17 protein-coding genes and 1 pseudogene are annotated in these 18189 nt (G+C 72.0%); 10 read left to right on the top strand and 8 right to left on the bottom strand.

What is annotated here, in order from left to right:
- The first annotated feature begins 25 nt into the window (after window positions 1-25).
- Together AB0J80_RS18230 and AB0J80_RS18235 are read left to right on the top strand one after the other, a co-directional pair.
- Window positions 26-1111, top strand: a complete 1086-nt coding sequence (locus AB0J80_RS18230) for an S-(hydroxymethyl)mycothiol dehydrogenase (RefSeq protein WP_364705932.1) — start codon at window positions 26-28, stop codon at window positions 1109-1111.
- The gene (locus tag AB0J80_RS18235; RefSeq protein WP_364705934.1) at window positions 1111-1710 is read left to right on the top strand and encodes an MBL fold metallo-hydrolase; all 600 of its coding nucleotides are present in this window, start codon (window positions 1111-1113) and stop codon (window positions 1708-1710) included. The genes AB0J80_RS18230 and AB0J80_RS18235 overlap by 1 nt, the downstream gene beginning before the upstream one ends.
- Before the next feature lie 8 nt (window positions 1711-1718).
- Here AB0J80_RS18235 and AB0J80_RS18240 read toward each other — a convergent pair whose 3' ends face one another.
- Together AB0J80_RS18240 and AB0J80_RS18245 are read right to left on the bottom strand one after the other, a co-directional pair.
- Window positions 1719-3116: a hypothetical protein gene (locus AB0J80_RS18240; RefSeq protein WP_364705937.1), complete on the bottom strand. Its 1398-nt coding sequence runs from the start codon at window positions 3114-3116 to the stop codon at window positions 1719-1721.
- A 407-nt stretch (window positions 3117-3523) separates the two neighbouring features.
- Window positions 3524-4591, bottom strand: a complete 1068-nt coding sequence (locus AB0J80_RS18245) for a DNA polymerase ligase N-terminal domain-containing protein (RefSeq protein WP_364705939.1) — start codon at window positions 4589-4591, stop codon at window positions 3524-3526.
- Window positions 4592-4664: 73 nt separating this feature from the next.
- Here AB0J80_RS18245 and AB0J80_RS18250 point away from each other — a divergent pair, with 73 nt between their 5' ends.
- On the top strand, window positions 4665-5330 hold the full coding sequence (locus tag AB0J80_RS18250) for a helix-turn-helix transcriptional regulator (RefSeq protein WP_364705942.1): 666 nt from the start codon (window positions 4665-4667) through the stop codon (window positions 5328-5330).
- On the opposite strand, the gene AB0J80_RS18255 is transcribed toward AB0J80_RS18250, so the two are convergent.
- Entirely contained in the window at window positions 5323-5718 is a 396-nt protein-coding gene (locus AB0J80_RS18255; RefSeq protein ID WP_364705945.1) for a VOC family protein, read from the bottom strand. The genes AB0J80_RS18250 and AB0J80_RS18255 overlap by 8 nt on opposite strands.
- Before the next feature lie 141 nt (window positions 5719-5859).
- Here AB0J80_RS18255 and AB0J80_RS18260 point away from each other — a divergent pair, with 141 nt between their 5' ends.
- From AB0J80_RS18260 to AB0J80_RS18270, 3 genes are all read left to right on the top strand, one after another.
- The gene (locus tag AB0J80_RS18260) at window positions 5860-6969 is read left to right on the top strand and encodes an FAD-dependent monooxygenase (protein WP_364705948.1); all 1110 of its coding nucleotides are present in this window, start codon (window positions 5860-5862) and stop codon (window positions 6967-6969) included.
- A 123-nt stretch (window positions 6970-7092) separates the two neighbouring features.
- Complete coding sequence (gene ctaD / locus AB0J80_RS18265; RefSeq protein ID WP_364705950.1) at window positions 7093-8844, top strand: cytochrome c oxidase subunit I; 1752 nt, start codon at window positions 7093-7095, stop codon at window positions 8842-8844.
- Between the two features lie 147 nt (window positions 8845-8991).
- Complete coding sequence (locus tag AB0J80_RS18270; protein WP_364705952.1) at window positions 8992-10284, top strand: MFS transporter; 1293 nt, start codon at window positions 8992-8994, stop codon at window positions 10282-10284.
- Between the two features lie 24 nt (window positions 10285-10308).
- Here AB0J80_RS18270 and AB0J80_RS18275 read toward each other — a convergent pair whose 3' ends face one another.
- Genes AB0J80_RS18275 through AB0J80_RS18290 form a run of 4 tightly spaced genes read right to left on the bottom strand, consistent with a single transcriptional unit; the run spans window position 10309 to window position 15242 of the window.
- A complete protein-coding gene (locus AB0J80_RS18275) occupies window positions 10309-10728 on the bottom strand; it encodes a RidA family protein (protein WP_364705954.1) in 420 nt (139 codons plus the stop codon).
- A complete protein-coding gene (locus AB0J80_RS18280) occupies window positions 10725-11309 on the bottom strand; it encodes an isochorismatase family protein (protein ID WP_364705956.1) in 585 nt (194 codons plus the stop codon). Before AB0J80_RS18280 ends, AB0J80_RS18275 begins: the two co-directional genes overlap by 4 nt.
- Window positions 11310-11357: 48 nt before the next feature.
- Window positions 11358-12644 (bottom strand): nicotinate phosphoribosyltransferase, encoded by a 1287-nt coding sequence (locus AB0J80_RS18285; RefSeq protein WP_364706313.1) that lies wholly within the window; start codon window positions 12642-12644, stop codon window positions 11358-11360.
- A 12-nt stretch (window positions 12645-12656) separates the two neighbouring features.
- The gene (locus AB0J80_RS18290; protein WP_364705958.1) at window positions 12657-15242 is read right to left on the bottom strand and encodes a LuxR C-terminal-related transcriptional regulator; all 2586 of its coding nucleotides are present in this window, start codon (window positions 15240-15242) and stop codon (window positions 12657-12659) included.
- A 282-nt stretch (window positions 15243-15524) separates the two neighbouring features.
- Here AB0J80_RS18290 and clpS point away from each other — a divergent pair, with 282 nt between their 5' ends.
- Window positions 15525-15815, top strand: coding sequence for an ATP-dependent Clp protease adapter ClpS (clpS, locus tag AB0J80_RS18295; protein WP_364705961.1), 291 nt, complete (start codon window positions 15525-15527; stop codon window positions 15813-15815).
- A gap of 28 nt (window positions 15816-15843) precedes the next feature.
- Window positions 15844-16341 carry a DUF2017 domain-containing protein gene (locus AB0J80_RS18300; RefSeq protein ID WP_364705964.1) on the top strand — a complete coding sequence of 166 codons (498 nt, stop codon included), beginning with the start codon at window positions 15844-15846 and terminating at the stop codon, window positions 16339-16341.
- A 6-nt stretch (window positions 16342-16347) separates the two neighbouring features.
- Here AB0J80_RS18300 and AB0J80_RS18305 read toward each other — a convergent pair whose 3' ends face one another.
- On the bottom strand, window positions 16348-17208 hold the full coding sequence (locus AB0J80_RS18305; RefSeq protein WP_364705967.1) for an aldo/keto reductase: 861 nt from the start codon (window positions 17206-17208) through the stop codon (window positions 16348-16350).
- 98 nt (window positions 17209-17306) lie between these two features.
- Between AB0J80_RS18305 and AB0J80_RS18310 the strand changes: the two are divergent.
- Together AB0J80_RS18310 and AB0J80_RS18315 are read left to right on the top strand one after the other, a co-directional pair.
- A pseudogene (locus AB0J80_RS18310) lies at window positions 17307-17809 on the top strand (M67 family metallopeptidase).
- Between the two features lie 64 nt (window positions 17810-17873).
- Window positions 17874-18188, top strand: a complete 315-nt coding sequence (locus tag AB0J80_RS18315) for a MoaD family protein (protein WP_364705970.1) — start codon at window positions 17874-17876, stop codon at window positions 18186-18188.
- The last annotated feature ends 1 nt before the right edge of the window (window position 18189 follow it).

Raw genomic sequence — 18189 nt, forward strand, 5'->3', positions numbered from 1 at the left:
GCACTGCGGTGGCAAGGTGGTCCGCATGAGCCAGCGAGTCAACGGAGTCATCGCCCGGGCCAAGGGTGCACCCGTCGAGGTCACCACCATCGTCGTGCCGGATCCCGGGCCCGGCGAGGCCGTCGTGAAGATCCAGGCGTGCGGGGTGTGCCATACCGACCTGCACTACCGCGAGGGCGGCATCAACGACGACTTCCCCTTCCTGCTGGGTCACGAGGCCGCGGGTGTCGTCGAGGCGGTCGGTGCGGGTGTCACCGACGTGGCTCCCGGTGACTTCGTGGTGCTGAACTGGCGGGCGGTCTGCGGTGACTGCCGCGCCTGCCGCAAGGGCAAGCCGTGGTACTGCTTCAACACCCACAACGCGGCGCAGAAGATGACGCTCGAGGACGGCACCGAGCTCTCGCCCGCGCTGGGCATCGGTGCGTTCGTGGAGAAGACCCTGGTTCACGCGGGGCAGTGCACCAAGGTCGATCCGGCCGCCCGGCCGGCCGCCGTGGGCCTGCTCGGCTGCGGGGTGATGGCCGGCATCGGCGCGGCCATCAACACCGGCGGGGTGACCCGCGGCGACTCGGTCGCGGTCATCGGCTGCGGCGGGGTGGGCGACGGTGCCGTGGTGGGCGCGGCGCTGGCCGGCGCCACCACGATCATCGCGATCGACACCGACGACCAGAAGCTCGAATGGGCCCGCAAGTTCGGCGCCACCCACACGGTCAACGCACGCGGGACCGACGTGGTCGCCGCCGTTCAGGAGCTCACCGGCGGCCACGGCGCCGACGTGGTCGTCGAGGCGGTGGGCCGGCCGGAGACGTACAAGCAGGCGTTCTACGCCCGTGACCTGGCGGGCACGGTCGTCCTCGTCGGGGTGCCGACCCCGGAGATGACCATCGACCTGCCGCTGCTCGACGTCTTCGGCCGTGGCGGCGCGCTCAAGAGCAGCTGGTACGGCGACTGCCTGCCCACCCGCGACTTCCCGATGCTGACCGAGCTCTACCTGCAGGGCCGGCTCGACCTGGACGCGTTCGTCACCGAGGAGATCCGCCTGGACCAGGTCGAGGACGCGTTCGCCAAGATGCACACCGGCGGCGTGCTGCGCTCGGTGGTGATCTTCTGATGGGCGTACGCGTCGATCACGCGGTGACCAGCGGCACGTTCTCGCTCGACGGCGAGACGTTCGACGTGGACAACAACGTGTGGGTGGTCGGGGACGACACGGAGTGCGTGGTCGTCGACGCGCCTCACTCCGTACCGTCGATCCTGCGGGTGGTGGACGGCCGTGAGGTCGTCGCGATCGTCCTCACGCACGCACATGACGATCATGTCCGCGTCGCTCCGGAGCTGGCCGCGCAGACCGGGGCGCCGCTGCTGCTGCACCCGGCCGAGGACGTGCTGTGGAAGCTGACCCATCCCGGCGTGCCGATGCCCGCCCCGCTGAGCGACGGCCAGCAGATCGCAGTGGCGGGCACCGTCCTGACCGTGCTGCACACGCCGGGACACAGCCCGGGCGCCGTCTGCCTGTACGCACCCGAGCTGGGCTGCGTGTTCACCGGCGACACGCTCTTCCAGGGCGGTCCGGGCGCGACCGGCCGCTCCTACAGCGACCGGCCCACGATCGAGCAGGCGATCCGCAGCCGCCTGCTGACCCTGCCGCCCGAGACCGTGGTGCACACCGGCCACGGTCCGGACACGACGATCGGCGCGGAGCGCTTCTGAACGTGCGCTCACGCCGCCCGGGCGTAGGCCGGTACGGAACGGTCCGCGAGCAGGTCGAGGGCGAGCGCGGCGGTCCAGCTGAACGTCGGGGCGCCGATGCCCGCACCGGTCTCCGGGTGGAAGTACTCGTAGTGCCCGGAGCGGTGCACGAGCCGCAGCATCGCCGTCCGCAGGTCCTCGGCCTCGTTGCGGTAGCCGTGCACGAGCATTCCCCGGCGCAGGAGCCAGTTGACGTTGATCCAGATCGGACCGCGCCAGTAGCGCAACGTGTCGAAGTCGGTGGCGGTCCGGTCGTAGCTCGGCACCGGCAGGCCGGTCGTCGCGGGCAGCCCGAACCGCGGTGACGCCGCCTCCGCCATGATCGCTTCGACCTGGTCGCGGGGCAGGTCCGGCAGGAGGAGAGGCACGAGGCCGTTGACGCACCGGGCCGGGCTGAGGATTCCGGTACGGACGTCGCGCGCCCGGAAAGTCGCGGAGCGCTCGTCGTACAGGTGCCGGGAGATGGCCTCGGTGATCTGCCGCGCGCGCCGCCGGTGCGCCATCGGGTCGGCGCCGACGACCGCGGCGATGTGCACGAGGGCCAGCTCGGCCGCGGCGAGGATCGCGTTGAAGGCCGGGCACTCCACCACGAACGCGTGCCGGTGTGCCAGGTCCGCATCCCCGTACCCGCCGTCGCGGTAGTTCAGGACCAGGCCCAGGTAGCGGGCATAGTCGAGATCCGTGGGGCGGTGCGCCGCGTCGGCCACCTCGATGTCGCGGCGCTGGTAGCGCTGCAGCAGGCCCAGATCCGCGGGTACGCCGGCCATGGCCGAGTCCCACGACGGGCTGTTGTCGAGACCGGACTCCCACGGGTGCACGATGCTGGCCAGCCCGTCACCGCCCGCTTCACGGCTCCGGCTCAGATACTCCTGCTGCGCCACGAGCCGCGGGTAGAGCCACTTGAGCTGCTGACCGGCCTCGTGCGCGCAGGCGGCGCCGTGCGAGGCGGCGCGCCGGTACACCTCCCACGCGGCGACCGCGTGCAGCGCCGGCTGGACGAGCCCGGTGCTGCCGCGCGCGGGCCGGTTGCCGTAGGCGGGGACGTTCCAGAACCCCGGCCCGGGGAAGTAGTCACCCTCGGCGGTCAGCGGGTCGAAGACGATGTGCGGGACACGGCCGTCCGGCCACTGCGCCTCGAAGAGGCTCCGGAGGTCGCGCCAGGCACGGGTCGGGTTCACGTACGCGAGCCCGAGGGCGATGAACGCGGCGTCCCAGCTCCACTGGTGGGGGTACAGCCGGCGGGACGGAACCATGTGGTCGTAGGACCAGTTGGTGTCGAGGACGGAGGCGGCGGAGTTCCAGAGATCAGCAGACATGGTCGAGGTCACAGCGGCGGTCGGGTCGGTGGTCTGGAGGTGCATCTTCATAGAGACCTTTCCGCTGCGAGCCCCGGCAAACCCCCTGATCGGCAGGGCGCGGGTCCCGCTGTAGAGCTTCTCGCCAGATATAAGGTGCGGACCCTCGAGCGGGAATCGGTTGCCGGCGGAACTCGGGTCGAGTTCATCCGTTCGGCCGAGGGCGGGGCCGCCGGCGGGGCAGCGCGATGATCGTCCGACCGCTTATGCCATCCACCTTCGCCCGGCGTGTGTCCGCGGGTCTCACGGCCTGCCGGTGACCGGGCCGGTCGCCGGGGCGATCGGTGGCGGCGGGCTGCTCCTGCTCGTCGCGGGCGGCGCGGGCGTGGTCATCGCCCGCCGGCGTCGCACCCGCTTCGTCGCCTGACCGCACCCGATCACGACGCGCCCGCCCCGCCAGGCGGGCGCGTCGCTGTTTCTCAGGCGGCGATGTCGAGCCACAGGCGGCTGCGGCGGCCCGGGAGATAGGGCGAGTCGAGGCGCTTTGCCACCACGCCGGCCAGCCCCTGGGCCCGGGCCGCCTCCAGGGCGAACTCGCCCCCGCCCGGGAAGTACGGCGGGGTCTGCCAGTTGTCACCGGCCAGGTTGAGGCCGTCCAGCAGCTCCCGTCGCTCGGCGTAGCGGACCAGCTCCACTGTCGAGTGGCCTTCCAGCCACAGCAGGTCGTAGGCCAGGAACTGCACCGGTGTGCGCTCGGCGGCCCGGCGTGCCGCCGCGGAGTCCCGCGGGGCCTTGCGGCGCTCCAGCAGCTGCGGCGAGACGACCGGCCCGTCGAATGCCACGATCTCGCCGTCCAGTACGGCCTCGAGCGGCGCGAGCGCCTCCCCGAGCGGCCGGATCTCCGGATACCAGGACGTCACGTCGGCGCCCGTCGCGTCGGTGAGGCGTACCCGGCCACCCGAGACGTACGCGAGGGTGCGGCGGCCGGCCCAGCTGAGCTCGTACCCCCAGTCCCGGTCGTCCGGCGGGAGGCCGGCGGCCCGGGTCGCGAGCATGGGTTCGACGGTCTCGGGCATGCTCTCCCAGCCGGGCTCCGGCGGGTCCATCCGGCGGACCATCCAGTCCCGGCCGCCGGTCTGGAAGAAGACGTAGCGGCCCGAGGTGCGGTCGCCGTGGAAGGTGACACCGATCTCGTCGTCGCGCCACTTGTCCGCCTCGTAGGTGCCGCGGTCGTGGATGAGCATGTGGCCGCCGCCGTACTCGCCCGCCGGGATCTCGCCGTGGAAGTCGAGGTATTCCAGCGGGTGGTCCTCGGTGTGTTTGGCCAGGTAGTTGCGGGCGCGGTCGCGGGGCAGGCCACGCGGGACGGCGAACGACACGAGGACGCCGTCGCGTTCCAGCCGGACGTCCCAGTGCAGGCTGCGTGCGTGGTGCTGCTGGATGACGAACCTGTTCCGGCCGGTCGGGCGGGGCCGGGCGCGCGGCACGGGCTCCGGCGTGCGCCGCGCGTCCCGCTTGCGCCGGTACTCGTCCAGACGGTCGGTCATATCCCGATTGTCTGCCCGGATTACACGGTTGTCATTCGCGGAACCTGTCGTACCCGCGTGCCAGGGTTGCCTCATGTACGCCGAATGGGCATCGAAGCTGCCGCACGTGGTCGCCTGGCGCAGCGTGGTGCCGCCCGGGTGCCCGCCGACGCGCGTCCTGCCCGACGGCTGCCTCGACGTGATCTGGCAGGACGGCAGCGTCTATGTCGCCGGGCCGGACACCACCGCGCAGGTGGTCGGGGCGCCGGCCGGCACCAGGCTGTTCGCGTTGCGCTTCGCCGACGGCGTCGGCGCCTCGGTGCTCGGTGTGCCGGCCGACGAGCTGACCGACCGCCGGGTGCCCCTCGGCGACCTCTTCCCGCCGGCCGAGGCGCGCCGGCTGGCCGAGGCCGAGGACCCGGTGGCGGCCCTGGAGGCCTTCGCCCGGCGTCGATGGCAGACCCCGGACCGGGCGATGGTCGCGGTCGCCGAGAAGGCGCGCGCCGGCGTGCCGGTCGGCGCGATCGCCGAGCAGTGCGGCCTCAGTCCGCGACATCTGCAGCGCCGCTGCCGGGCCGCCTTCGGGTACGGGCCCAAGACCTTGGCCCGCATCCTCCGCTTGCAGACGGCGGTCGGCCTGGCCCGGCGGGGCCGACCGTTCGCCGACGTGTCGGTGGCCGCGGGCTACGCCGACCAGGCTCACCTGTCGCGCGACGTGAAGGCGCTGGCCGGCGTGCCGCTGGGCGAGCTGGTCAGGTAGGAAGCGGCGCGAAGAGGTCCACGCTGTTGCCGTCGGGGTCCAGGACGACGGCGTACCGCTGTCCCCACTCCGCGTCCCAGGGCTCCAGGTGGGACTCGTGGCCGGCGGCGACGAGCGCGGCGTGCGTACGGTCGACGTCGGCCGGGTCGGCGCAGGCGAAGGCGAGGCTGACCCGGCTGTCCCCGACGGCGGGGGAGAAGTCCGGGTGGAACGAGCGCATCGTCTCGTGGGAGTCCCACATGAGCCGGATGCCGCCGGGCAGGGTCACCTCGGCGTGCGGTGCCTTCTCCGAGCCGGCGGGGATGTCGAGACCCAGCCGGCGGTAGAAGGCCAGTGACGTGTCCATGTCGGCCACCGCGAGGCCGATTCCAGCGAAGGTAGGTGCCATGACCACGACGCTACGAGCGGTCCCCGGCGTTCGTCTTGAACAAATCGGACGCGATCATTGTCCTGGGTGGCCTGGTTCGGTGGCGGCCGGTAGTGTCTTGGCTCCGACGCGTATCGACCACCCCTCGGAGGCGTTGCTGCGATGACCTTGCGCATCCTCGTCGTGGGCGCCGGCATCAGCGGTCTCGCCGCGGCCCGGGGGCTGCGGATCGCCGGCTTCCGGCCGGACGTGGTGGAGGAGCTTCCCGCCACCATGCTGCCGGGCGCGGGCATCTACCTGCCGGGCAACGCCTCACGGGCGATGCGCCTGCTGGGTCTCGACGCCCCGCTGCGCCCGCTCGGCGATCTGATCTTCCGGCAGGTCTTCCAGGACAGCGCCGGCCACGAGCTCTTCGAGCTGGACGTGGCCGCGCTGTGGGCCGGCGTGGGCGAGTCGCGGGCGCTGTCCCGCGCCGACCTGCAGCAGGTTCTGCTCACCGGGGTCGGTGGCGAGGTGCGTTACGACACCGCCGTCCGCGATCTCGCCCTCATCGACGGCGCCGCGAAGGTCGAGTTCGGCGACGGGCGCGTCGCCGAGTACGACCTGGTGATCGGCGCCGACGGCCGGCGCTCGATGATCCGTGACAAGGCCGATCTCGGTGGGCCGGCGGTGCCCACCGGCCAGATCGTCTACCGCAGCGTGGTGGCCGGAGGTCCCGCGCTCAGTGACTGGACAGCCCTGCTCGGTGACCGTGCGCAGTTCGTGGCGATGCCCATGGGTGGCCGGCGGCTGTACGTCTATGCCGACGAGACGGCCGGCGCGGACGCCCCGAACCCCGCCGACCCGCTGGCGCGGCTCCGGGAGCTCTTCGGCGGCTTCGGCGGCTGCGTGCCGGCGATCCTCGACGCGGTGGAGAAGGTACAGGTGGCCCGCACCGACGAGGTGGCGATCGACAGCTGGACCGCCGGGCCGGTGCTGCTCGTCGGTGATGCTGCCCACGCCACCGCGCCCAGCCTCGCCCAGGGCGCCGCGATGGCCCTCGAGGACGCGGTGGTTCTCGGCGAGGTGCTCAAGGCGGCGGGCGGCGATGTCCGGGCGGCGTTGCGTGCATACGAACGGCGTCGCAGGGAACGCTGTGACCAGGTCCGGGAGCGGACCCGTGAGCGCGACCGGACCCGGGACGTGCCGCCGGCGGAGCGCGACCCTATGCTGCGCAGGCGGGGCCAGCGGATCTTCACCGATCACTACCGGACGCTCGTGGAGCCGTTCTGAGACCTGGGTGGTCTTTGGTCACCCCGCGCCCGCCGGAGGTCGGCGGGGGACTATTCTGCCTGCGAGGTACGCCTTTCACTTCGGGTGTACGCAGTGGGACGAACGAGACACCGGAGGCTATCCGTGACGACCGTTGCGCCGAAGCCGATCGTGACCCGGCCGTGGCCGGTCCGGCAGCAGGTCAAGGGCTCGGCCCTCGCACGGATCCTGCGGACGACGGACGCGAAGCAGATCGGGATCATGTACATGATCACCGCCTTCGTGTTCTACATCCTGGGCGGGTTCATGGCCCTGCTCATGCGCGGTGAACTGGCCCGGCCCGGCATGCAGTACCTGTCGCCGGAGGTCTACAACCAGCTGTTCACCATGCACGGCACGATCATGCTGCTGTTCTTCGCGACGCCGATCGTCTTCGCGTTCGCGAACTTCGTGGTGCCGATCCAGATCGGCGCGCCCGACGTGTCGTTCCCGCGGCTCAACGCCTTCGCCTACTGGCTGTACCTGTTCGGCGGCACGATCACCATCGGCGGGTTCCTCACGCCGGGTGGTGCCGCCGACTTCGGCTGGTTCGCGTACACGCCGCTCAGTGACTCTCTGCACTCGCCGGGCGTCGGCGGCAACATGTGGGTGGTCGGCCTCGCGCTCTCCGGTCTGGGCACGATCCTCGGTGGCGTCAACATCATCACCACGATCATCACGCTGCGCGCGCCCGGCATGACGATGTTCCGGATGCCGATCATGACGTGGAACATCCTGGTCACCAGCCTGCTGGTGATCATGGTCTTCCCGTTCCTGGCCGCCGCGCTGTTTGCCCTCGCCGCCGACCGCATCCTCGGCGCCCACGTCTTCGACGTCGACACCGGCGGCCCGATGCTGTGGCAGCACCTCTTCTGGTTCTTCGGCCACCCCGAGGTCTACATCATCGCGCTGCCGTTCTTCGGCATCATCACCGAGGTCATCCCGGTCTTCAGCCGTAAGCCGGTCTTCGGCTACAAGGGCCTGGTCGGCGCGACCCTGCTGATCGCGGCGCTGTCGATGAGCGTGTGGGCGCACCACATGTTCGTCACCGGCCAGGTGCTGCTGCCGTTCTTCAGCTTCCTGAGCTTCCTCATCGCGGTCCCGACCGGCATGAAGTTCTTCGTCTGGATCGGCACGATGTGGCGCGGCCAGATCAGCTTCGAGACACCGATGATGTTCGCGATCGGCTTCCTGGTCACCTTCCTCTTCGGTGGCCTCTCCGGCGTGCTCCTCGCCGCCCCGCCGATCGACTTCCACGTCTCGGACTCGTACTTCGTCATCGCGCACTTCCACTACGTGCTGTTCGGCACGATCGTGTTCGCCGTCTTCTCGGGCATCTACTTCTGGTTCCCGAAGATGTTCGGCCGGATGCTCGACGACCGCCTCGGCAAGATTCACTTCTGGCTGACCTTCATCGGCTTCCACGCCACCTTCCTGGTCCAGCACTGGCTCGGCGCCGAGGGCATGCCCCGCCGGTACGCCGACTACCTGGGCACCGACGGCTTCACGACCCTCAACACGTTCTCCACCGTCGGCTCCTTCGTGCTGGGCGCCTCCACCCTGCCGTTCATCTACAACGTCTGGAAGTCCTACAAGGTCGGCCAGCTCGTCACCGTGGACGACCCGTGGGGCGCGGGCAACTCCCTGGAGTGGGCGACGTCCTGCCCGCCGCCGCTGCGCAACTTCGACCGGATGCCGCGGATCCGCTCCGAGCGCCCGGCGTTCGACGCGAAGTACCCGGAGCTCGCGGCCGGCGAGCAGTCCATCGCCGGTCCCCCGGAGGGCGGCGCCCGCCCGCTGACCGGCGAGTCCGACGGCGGCGCGACGTACCAGGAAGACCTGAGCGACCGCAAGTAGCCCGACCGCAGCGACGAAGCCCGCCCCGGCGCGATCCGGGGCGGGCTTTTCGCTGCGCAACGTCCCGGTCCGGCCGTGACCCCGGTCAAATCAGTGGGGAATGTCGTACCCCTGGCGGAGACTGGCGGGCGGAGGTTACGACCGCACATGACACTCACGCCTTACCGCGAGACCCTCGCCCTGCGGGGGCTGCCATCCCTGCTGATCGTGGCGACCCTGGCCAGGATCCCGATCACCGCCGGGACGGTCACGCTCACCCTGCACGTCACCCAGGACCTGCACCTCGGGTACGGCGCTGCGGGGCTGGTCGGCGCCGCCTTCACGGTCGGTGGCTCGCTCGGTGCGCCGGTCATGGGGCGGATCACCGACCGCAGGGGCCTGCGCCCGGTGCTGGTGCTCACCACCGCCGCCGAGGTGACGTTCTGGACGGCCGCGCAGGCCATGCCGTACTGGGCGCTGCTCGTCGCGGCCCTGCTCGGCGGCTTCCTGACGCTGCCCGCCTTCGCGGTGGCCCGGCAGTCGATCGCTGCGCTCGCCCCCGAGTCGCACCGGCTGCCCGCCTTCGCGCTCGACTCGATCACCACCGAGCTGTCGTTCATGGCCGGGCCCGCGCTGGGCGTTCTGATCTCCACGACCGCGGGCGCCCGCACGGCGATGTTCGCCGTCGGTGGTGGCATCCTTCTCTCCGGCATCGGCCTCTATGTGCTCAACCCGCCGATCCGAGGCAAGGACGAGGCACCCATCTCGGCAGGCGAGCGGGTGCCCCGCAGGGCCTGGCTGCGCCCCCGCCTGATCGCCGTCCTCGCCATCAGCAGCGCCGCCACCCTCGTGCTCAGCGGCACGGACGTCGCGGTGGTGGCCGTGCTCCAGCACTCGGGCGAGGTTCAGTGGACCGGGGCGGTGCTCGCCATGTGGGCCTCCTACTCGCTGCTGGGCGGCTTCACGTACGGGATGGTCAAGCACGGTTTCCCGCCCCTCGTGCTGTTCGCGCCGATGGCCCTGCTGACGATTCCGGTGGGCATCGCCGGCGGGAACTGGTGGCTGCTCGGCCTGCTGTTGCTGCCCGCGGGTGCCCTGTGCGCCCCGACGATCACGGCCACGGCCGACGCGGTGAGCCGCCTGACCCCCGCCGCCGCCCGCGGCGAGGCGATGGGCTGGCACAACTCCTCCCTGACCGTCGGCGTGGCTTTGGGCGCACCGCTGGCGGGCGTGGTGATGGACGCGACGTCGCCGGGATGGGGCTTCGCGGCGGTCGGCGGGGTGGGGCTGGCGGTGGCCGTCCTGGTGCTCCCCACCGAGCTGCGGCGCCGCCGCGAGGACGCGGCCGGGCAGGAGAGCGCCGAAGCGGTCGGTCCGGAGGCCGCAGGATGGCAGAACGGTCTCGGTGGTCCGGCGGCCGAGTTCCCCTCGCCGGACGACGCCCCGACACCGGCCCGGTGAGCGGGACGCCACCGGTTCGGCAGGTCAGGACGTGCGGGCGCCACCGTCGCTCTCCGCCACGACGGCGTCGACCTCGAACTCCACCAGCCACGCCGGGTCGATGAAGCGGGACACCTCGACGAACGTGCACGCCGGTCGGACCTCGCCGAACCGTTCGCCGTGGGCGCGTGCCGCCTCCCGCCACCGAGTGACGTCGACGAGCATGACCCGGGTCCTGATGACGTCGGCGAGCGTCGCACCGGAGTCGCGCAGCGCCTGCTCAGCGATGTCGAGGCAGCGCACGGACTGGGCGTACACGTCTCCCGGACCGGCGGTGGAGCCGTCAGCCGCGATCGGCGCGGTCCCCGCCACGGACACGTACGGCCCTATGCGCACGGCGCGTGAGAAGCCGATCTCCGGCTCCAGCGGTGATCCCGAGCTGACCAGGCGGCGCGAGGAGGTCACGGTGCGGTCTTGACGACCGGACGGCCCGCCGTGGCTACCTCCGCCTTCTGGAACTGGCTCAGCGCCGCCGCCGTCGTGGCCTCGGCGACGCCCGCGGTCAGGTCCAGCAGGACGGTCGTCGTGAAGCCCGCGGTCTTCGCGTCCAGGGCGGTCGCCCGCACACAGTGGTCCGTGGCGATCCCCACCACGTCCACCTCGGTCACCTCGCGGGCGCGCAGCCAGTCCGCCAGCCCCTCACCGGCCTCGGTGTGGCCCTCGAAGCCCGAGTACGCCGCCGCGTGCTCACCCTTGTGGAAGACCGCCTCGACCCGCTCGGTGGCCAGCGACGGGTGGAACTCCGAACCGGCGGTCCCCACCACGCAGTGCGCCGGCCACGAGTCGACGAAGTCCGGGTGCGTGCTGAAGTGCGCCCCCGGGTCGACGTGGTAGTCCTTCGTCGCCACGACGTGGTCCCAGCGGCCGGAGGACTCGGCCAGCGCGGACGATATGGCCGCCGCCACGCCGGCGCCGCCCTGGACGGCGAGGGAGCCGCCCTCGCAGAAGTCGTTCTGCACGTCGACGATGATCAGGGCTCGGGACACGGAACCTCCAAGGTCGGATGGACGGGCGCGGGCGGGACGTGCCGGGCGTCAGGTCGTCGGGACCACCGTGACCGGGATGGCGGGATCCCCGGCGGACAGCTTGAGGCCTTCCCACGGGATCGAGATCAGGCACTGACGCAGATGCTCCCGCGACTCCGCCAGCGTCGGCGCCTCCACGACCTCGCCGCCGGCCACGAAGGAACGCTGCAGCAGGCGGTCGTTCGGCTGGTGGTCCGGGACGCCCTGGGACACGATGATCTCCTCGGTGGCCGTACCCGTCGGCTTGTGGCGGCGGATGGCGGTCTTGCGGCCGCCGACCGTCGCCTTGTTCTCGGAGCGCTTGACCACCGGCCGGCCCTCGACCTCGACGAGCTTGTAGACCAGGCCGGCCGTCGGTGCCCCCGAGCCGGTGACCACGGCCGTGCCCGCGCCGTACATGTCGACCGGTTCCGCGGCGAGGGTGGCGATCGCGTACTCGTCCATGTCGCCCGAGACGATGATCTTCGTCTCGGTGGCGCCGAGCGAGTCGAGCAGCTCCCGGGAGTGCTGGGCCAGCACCGACAGGTCGCCCGAGTCGATGCGGACGGCGCGCAGGTCCGGGCCGGCGACCGCGATGGCGTTGCGGATGCCCTGCGCGATGTCGTACGTGTCCACGAGCAGCGTCGTGTTCTTGCCCAGCGCCGCGACCTGCGACGCGAAGGCGGCCGGTTCGTCGTCGTGGAGCAGGGTGAACGCGTGTGCGGACGTACCCGTGGTCGGGATGCCGTAGCGGCCGCCCGCCGCGAGGTTCGACGTGGAGGCGAAGCCCGCCAGGTACGCCGCGCGCGCCGACGCCACCGCGGCGTGCTCGTGGGTGCGCCGGGAGCCCATCTCGATGATCGGCCGGCCCCGGGCGGCGGTGACCATACGGGCGGCGGCGGAGGCGATGGCGCTGTCGTGGTTGAGCACCGACAGGATGAGCGTCTCCAGCACGACGCATTCCGCGAAGCCGCCGGACACCGTCAGGATCGGGGAGCCGGGGAAGAACAGCTCGCCCTCGGCGTACCCGTCGATGTCGCCGGTGAAGCGGTAACCCGCGAGCCAGGCCGCCGTGGTCTCGTCGACGACGCCCGCCTTCCGCAGGAAGGTCACGTCCTGCTCGGTGAACCGGAAGTCGCGGATCAGCTCGATGAGCCGGCCCTGACCGGCGGCGACCCCGTAGCGACGGCCGCTGGGCAGGCGCCGGGCGAACACCTCGAAGACGCTCCGGCGGTTCGCGGTGCCGTCCCTGAGGGCCGCGCTGACCATCGTCAGTTCGTAGTGATCGGTCAACAGCGCGGGCGACAACTCATCCATCACGCCCCCACCCTATTGCGGCAGGAGCCGGAGCGCGGGCGCAAGCTCGTTGCGCCCGCTCACACCGAGCTTGGTGTAGACCCGCTGTAAATGGTTCTCCACCGTACGTGGTGACAGGAAGAGGCGGTCGGCGATCTCACGGCTGCGGGCACCGTCCGCCGCCAGCTCGGCCACCTGGCGTTCCCGGACGGTCAGGGCCGGCTGCACCGACAGCAGGGCGGGCGTGCGCAGGACGTCGCAGCGGGCCAGCACGTCGGCGAGCAGGGTGCTCGCCGCCAGCGCCTGCGGGTCGCGATCGGCCCGGAAGATGCGGACCGCGCCGGCCGCCGCCTCGGCCGCGAACACCTGGTAGCCCAGGCCGGCGAACTCCCGCGCCACGGCGAGGTGGGCCTCTCCGTCGGCGTCCGCGCAGGCGTGGCGTACCAGCAGCGGTGTCGCCCGCCCACCGACCGTCGCGGCCAGCTGGGTCATCCGCCCGGCGGCGAGCTCCGGCCGGCCCAGCCGGACCAGGTCGTACAGAACGATCAGCTCCACCGCGTGGAAACCGTCGGCGCGCAGGTCCGCCGCCACCTCGAGCAGCACCTGTACGGCCGTGGCGACGTCCCCGGCGCAGGCGCTGGTCCACGCCCGAGCCTGCTGCCGCCACGCGTAGTAGAGCCCGGTGGCGTTGCTCGCGGCGCCGTTCGCGGTCTCCAGCGACGACCGGGCCAGGGTGTGGTCGCCGCGCAGCGCCGCGATGGTGGCGCGCGCGAAGTGGGCGTGACCGTCGTAGACCCGGGCCATGGCGAGAGTGGCGCAGGCCTGGTCGGCGGCCCGCAGTGCCTCGTCCGTGTGCCCGCGCAGCCACGCGGCCCGGGCCTGGAGCAGCGACACCCAGCCGGACCCGAAGCCGAAGCCGCCGGACTGGGCGAGGTCGGTGAACTCCGCGGCCAGGATGCCGTCGATCGCCGGGAGATCCAGCGAGACGCTGACCAGCGTGCCCTCCGCCATCTGGAACGCGTACTGCAGGGTGGGGATGTCCCGGCGCAGGGCCGCCCGGTCGGCGCCGGCCTCCTCGAGCAGCGCCCGGGCGCCGTCGGGATCGCCGCTGAGCGCCGCCAGGAAGGCCAGGACGCACCGGGCCAGGCCGCGGGCGGGGGTGCCGGCCGCGGGCGCGCGCAGGACGGCGAGGGCCAGGTCCCGGGCGCGTGTCACGTCGTCCAGCTGGAGGTTGACGAAGGCCTCGACCGCCCGTACGCGCGCCGCATCGGCCGGGTCCGCGGGATCCGCGGCGGCGAGCGTCTCGACCGCCTCCGTCTTGCCGAGCCCGAAGAACTCCACGGTCGCGCGAGTGGTGATCCGGCGGGCGCCGTCGTCCGGCTCCGCGTCCAGCACCGCCAGGGCCGCCTCCGGCTCGTCGGCGAAGAGCAACGCGGTGGCCAGCAGCTCGGCTGCCGGGTAGCCGCCGCCCGCGTCGCGAGCCGCCGACGCCAGCCGGCGGGTCAGATCGATGTCGAACCGGGCGAAGGCCTGCGCCGCCGCGTCGAGCAGCAAAGCGCCGTCCTGCGCCGTCCCGGACTCCAGGCGCCAGACCGCGACCCGCAGCAGATCGTCGCGGCGCCGGGCGCCCGCCTGCGCCACGAGGTCGGCCAGGGCGGCCAGCAGGCGGCGTGACCGGGTCACCGGGCACCGGCGGCGCACGACCTCGCCGTAGAGCGGATGCGCCAGCCGGACGTCGCGGCGGCTCTCGTCGGTCACGACCCGGATCAGCCCGCGTTCCTCGGCGGCCTCCACGTCGGCCGGGTCGGCGGCGCGCAGCAGCAGCCCGAGCCCGATCGGCTCGCCGAAGGCGGCGAGCTCCAGCACGTCGCGCACGCCGGTGGTCAGGCTGCCGACCCGGGCGTCCACCAGCTCGGTCAGGCTGGGCGCCAGCGAGAGGCGGCCGGTCCAGCGCCAGAAACCGTACGCCTGGGTCAGCTCCCCGCCCCGGACCGCGGCCATCACCAGCTCGCGCAGCAGCAGGGGGTTGCCGGCGCCGAGCCGGCCGAGCCGTTGTGCGGACCCGGCCTCGACCGGCCCGCCGACGAGCGTGGCGAGCAGCGCGCGGGAATCCTCGATGCTCAGCGGCGCGAGCTCGTCGTGGGCGACCAGTCCCTCGGTCCACAGTGCGGTGATCGGGGGCGGCACCGGCTCGGACGTCCGCAGTGTGCCGAGCAGCGTCGCCCCCTCGCGAACCAGGAGGTGCACCAGGGCGGCCGAGGGCGGGTCGAGCAGGTGGGCGTCGTCGACGGCCAGGACGAGCGGCCGGTCACCGGCCTCGGTGCGCAGCCCGTCGGCCGCCCAGCGCAGCAGCCCGGCCGGTGAGACGCCCGCGGGCGGGTCGGGCGGCAGGACCTGCGCCAGCCCGCCGAACGGCAGGCCCGAGCTGGCGATGTTGGCGGAGGCGCAGTGCACGGCCCAGGCGTCCTCCGCCAGCCCGGCCACCGACTCGTGCAACAACCGGCTCTTCCCGATGCCGGCCGCGCCACTGAGGATCAGGCCGTGCTCGGAACCGCTCGTGGCGACCGTCCGTAGGCGGGCCAGCTCGTCGGCGCGGCCCACGAACGCCCACTGCTCCACCGAGTCAGCATATCGAGATGTGTCATGGTCCTGGTCCGGCCCGGCGCCCGCCGGAGAATGAGTATCCGCCGGTCAGGCCGTGAGTAATGCGGTATCTGTCCCGGGACGCCCGGGCCGTTTACGGTTCGGCGGTGCCGGCGCGACGTGCCCGGGCCCCGCCTGGCGGGGCGGGCCCGGGCGCCTGCCTCGCCGTGCCCTGCGCAGCGCGGGCGTCGCACCGCCCGCCGCGTCATCCCTCGCCGGTGGAGCCCTCGTCCCGGACGGCGTGGCACGATGGGGGGCATGGCGTTGCCTCAGGTCGCTCCCGTCGAGACGCCGCAGATCGAGGAGGTACCGGCTGATGACCGGCCGTGGGTGACCATCGTCTGGGACGATCCGGTCAATCTGATGTCGTACGTGACCTGGGTCTTCCAGAAGCTCTTCGGCTACAGCCACGAGAAGGCCGAGCAGCTCATGATGGAGGTCCACAACAAGGGCAAGGCGGTCGTGTCGACCGGCGCGCGGGAGCGCATGGAGATGGACGCCTCCCAGCTGCATGGCTACGGTCTGTGGGCGACGGTGGACCGGGCGTGAGTACGGATACTGGGCGGGTGATCGACTGATGTTCCGGCGCAACGGCAACCTGTGCGTGGCCACCTTCGCCGTGGACGAAGTGCGGGTGCTCCGCAAAGTGGCCGGCGAGGTCGTCGGGCTGCTGATGGACGGCTTCGACCACACCGATCCCGTCGTGTCCCGGCTCTTCCCCGACATCTACCCGGACCGGCCGGACGACTCCGCCGAGTTCCGCCTCTACACCGAGGGCGACCTCAAAACGGGCAAGATCGACCAGGCGGGCGCCATCCTCGCGGCGCTCCCGGACGACGGCCCGGGTGAGGTCCGCCTGGACGGCGAGGAGGCCGAGGCCTGGCTGCGGGCGATCAACGACGCCCGGCTCGCCATGGCCACCCGGCTCGACATCCAGGCCGACACCGACCTCGGCGAGGAGCTCGACGAGGCGGTCATCCACGATCCGGCGTCGAGCCGGGTGTTCCAGCTCTCCGTGTACGCGTACCTGGGCTACCTCCAGGAGTCGCTGCTCAACGCCCTCCCGGAGGGCTAGCGTCCGCTAGGCCGCGTCGAGCTCGCGCAGCTCGCTGTCGTCGAGGGTCAACTCCGGGGCCTGGGCGGAGTCGGTGATCGACTCCGGGCGGCTGGCGCCCGGGATGGGGATCACCACCGGGCTCTTCGCCAGCATCCAGGCGAGTGTCACCCGCTGCGGGCTGACGCCGTGAGCCTCGGCCACCCGGGCGAAAGCCGCGAAGCGGTCACCCAGCTCGCCGGCCCGGCTGATCCCGCCCAGCGGCGACCAGGGCAGGAAGGCCACCCCTAGCTCGTCGCAGAGGCGCAACTCGGACTCCGACGAGCGGAACGCCGGGGAGAACTGGTTCTGCACCGAGACCAGCCGGCCGCCGAGGATCTCCCGCGCCTGCCGGATCTGCCGCACGTCGGCGTTCGAGATCCCGGCCATCCGGATCTTGCCCGCGTCCAGCAGGTCGCGCAGGGCGCCGATGGAGTCCTCGTACGGCACGTCCGGGTCGGGACGGTGGAACTGGTAGAGGCCGATCGCCTCCACGCCCAGCCGCTTGAGCGAGGCCTCGACGGCCTCACGCAGGTGTGCGGGGGAGCCGTCGACCGTCCAGGACCCGTCGCCGGGACGCAGGTGACCGCCCTTCGTGGCGACGAGGACGCCCGAGGTGTCCCCGCCCCAGCTCGCCAGGGCCTGGGCGATCAGCGTCTCGTTGTGGCCGACCTCGTCCGCGTGCAGGTGGTACGCGTCGGCCGTGTCGATCAACGTCACGCCTGCGTCGAGCGCGGCGTGGATGGTGCGGATCGAGCGGTCGGTGTCGGGGCGGCCCTCGATGGACATCGGCATGCCGCCGAGCCCGATGGCGCCGACCTGGACGTCTCCGATGGTTCGCTGCTTCATGGAGTGCGTGTACCCGGGACTCCTCCTAGTACGCGCCTTCCCTCCACGTGAGCACTGCCACGCCCGGCACCCGCCGACGTCACGGTAATGTGAACGACGTGCTGACCATCGACAGCGCGATCGTCGAGGCGATCGTCGCCCACGCCCGCCGGGACCACCCCGACGAGGCCTGCGGCGTGGTAGCCGGCCCGATCGGCAGCGACCTGCCGACGCGCCACATCGCCATGGACAACGCGGCGCGGTCGATGACGTTCTACGAGTTCGACTCGATGGAGCAGTTGCGCGTGTGGCGCGAGATGGACGACAACGACGAGGAACCCGTCGTGATCTACCACTCGCACACCGCGACCGAGGCCTACCCGTCGCGCACGGACATCTCGTTCGCCGGCGAGCCGGGTGCCCACTACCTGCTCGTCTCAACCCGTGAGCCGGATTCCGAGGAAATCCGCTCGTTCCGTATCGTGGACGGTGTGGTGACCGAGGAAGAGGTCAACATCGTGGATGCGACGGTGGACGCGTGAGTATGAGTGCGGGCGGGTTCGCCGTCCAGTCGTACATGTTCGGGCAGAGCCCCGCGTCGGTCTATTACGAGTGTCGCTGAGCGACGACTCCTGACCTGCCCCGAACATCTCTCGACACACTCTTTTCCGAGGAGCATTTCCACCATGGCTATCGAAGTGCGCGTTCCGACCATCCTGCGCAGCTACACCGGCGGCTCGAAGGTCGTCGAGGGCTCCGGTGACACGCTGTCCGGCCTGATCGACGACCTGGACGCCAAGCACTCCGGCCTCAAGGGCCGGCTCATCACGCCCGAGGGCGGCCTGCACCGCTTCGTCAACATCTACGTCAACGACGAGGACGTCCGCTTCCTGGGCGCGCTCGACGCGAAGCTGAACGACGGCGACTCCGTGACCATCCTCCCGGCCGTGGCCGGCGGCGCGCTCGGCTTCGCCGCCGCTGCCGCACTGCTCGGGCGGTAAG

Source organism: Actinoplanes sp. NPDC049548 (assembly GCF_040676695.1).
In the GTDB taxonomy this organism is placed as follows: Bacteria; Actinomycetota; Actinomycetes; order Mycobacteriales; family Micromonosporaceae; genus Actinoplanes.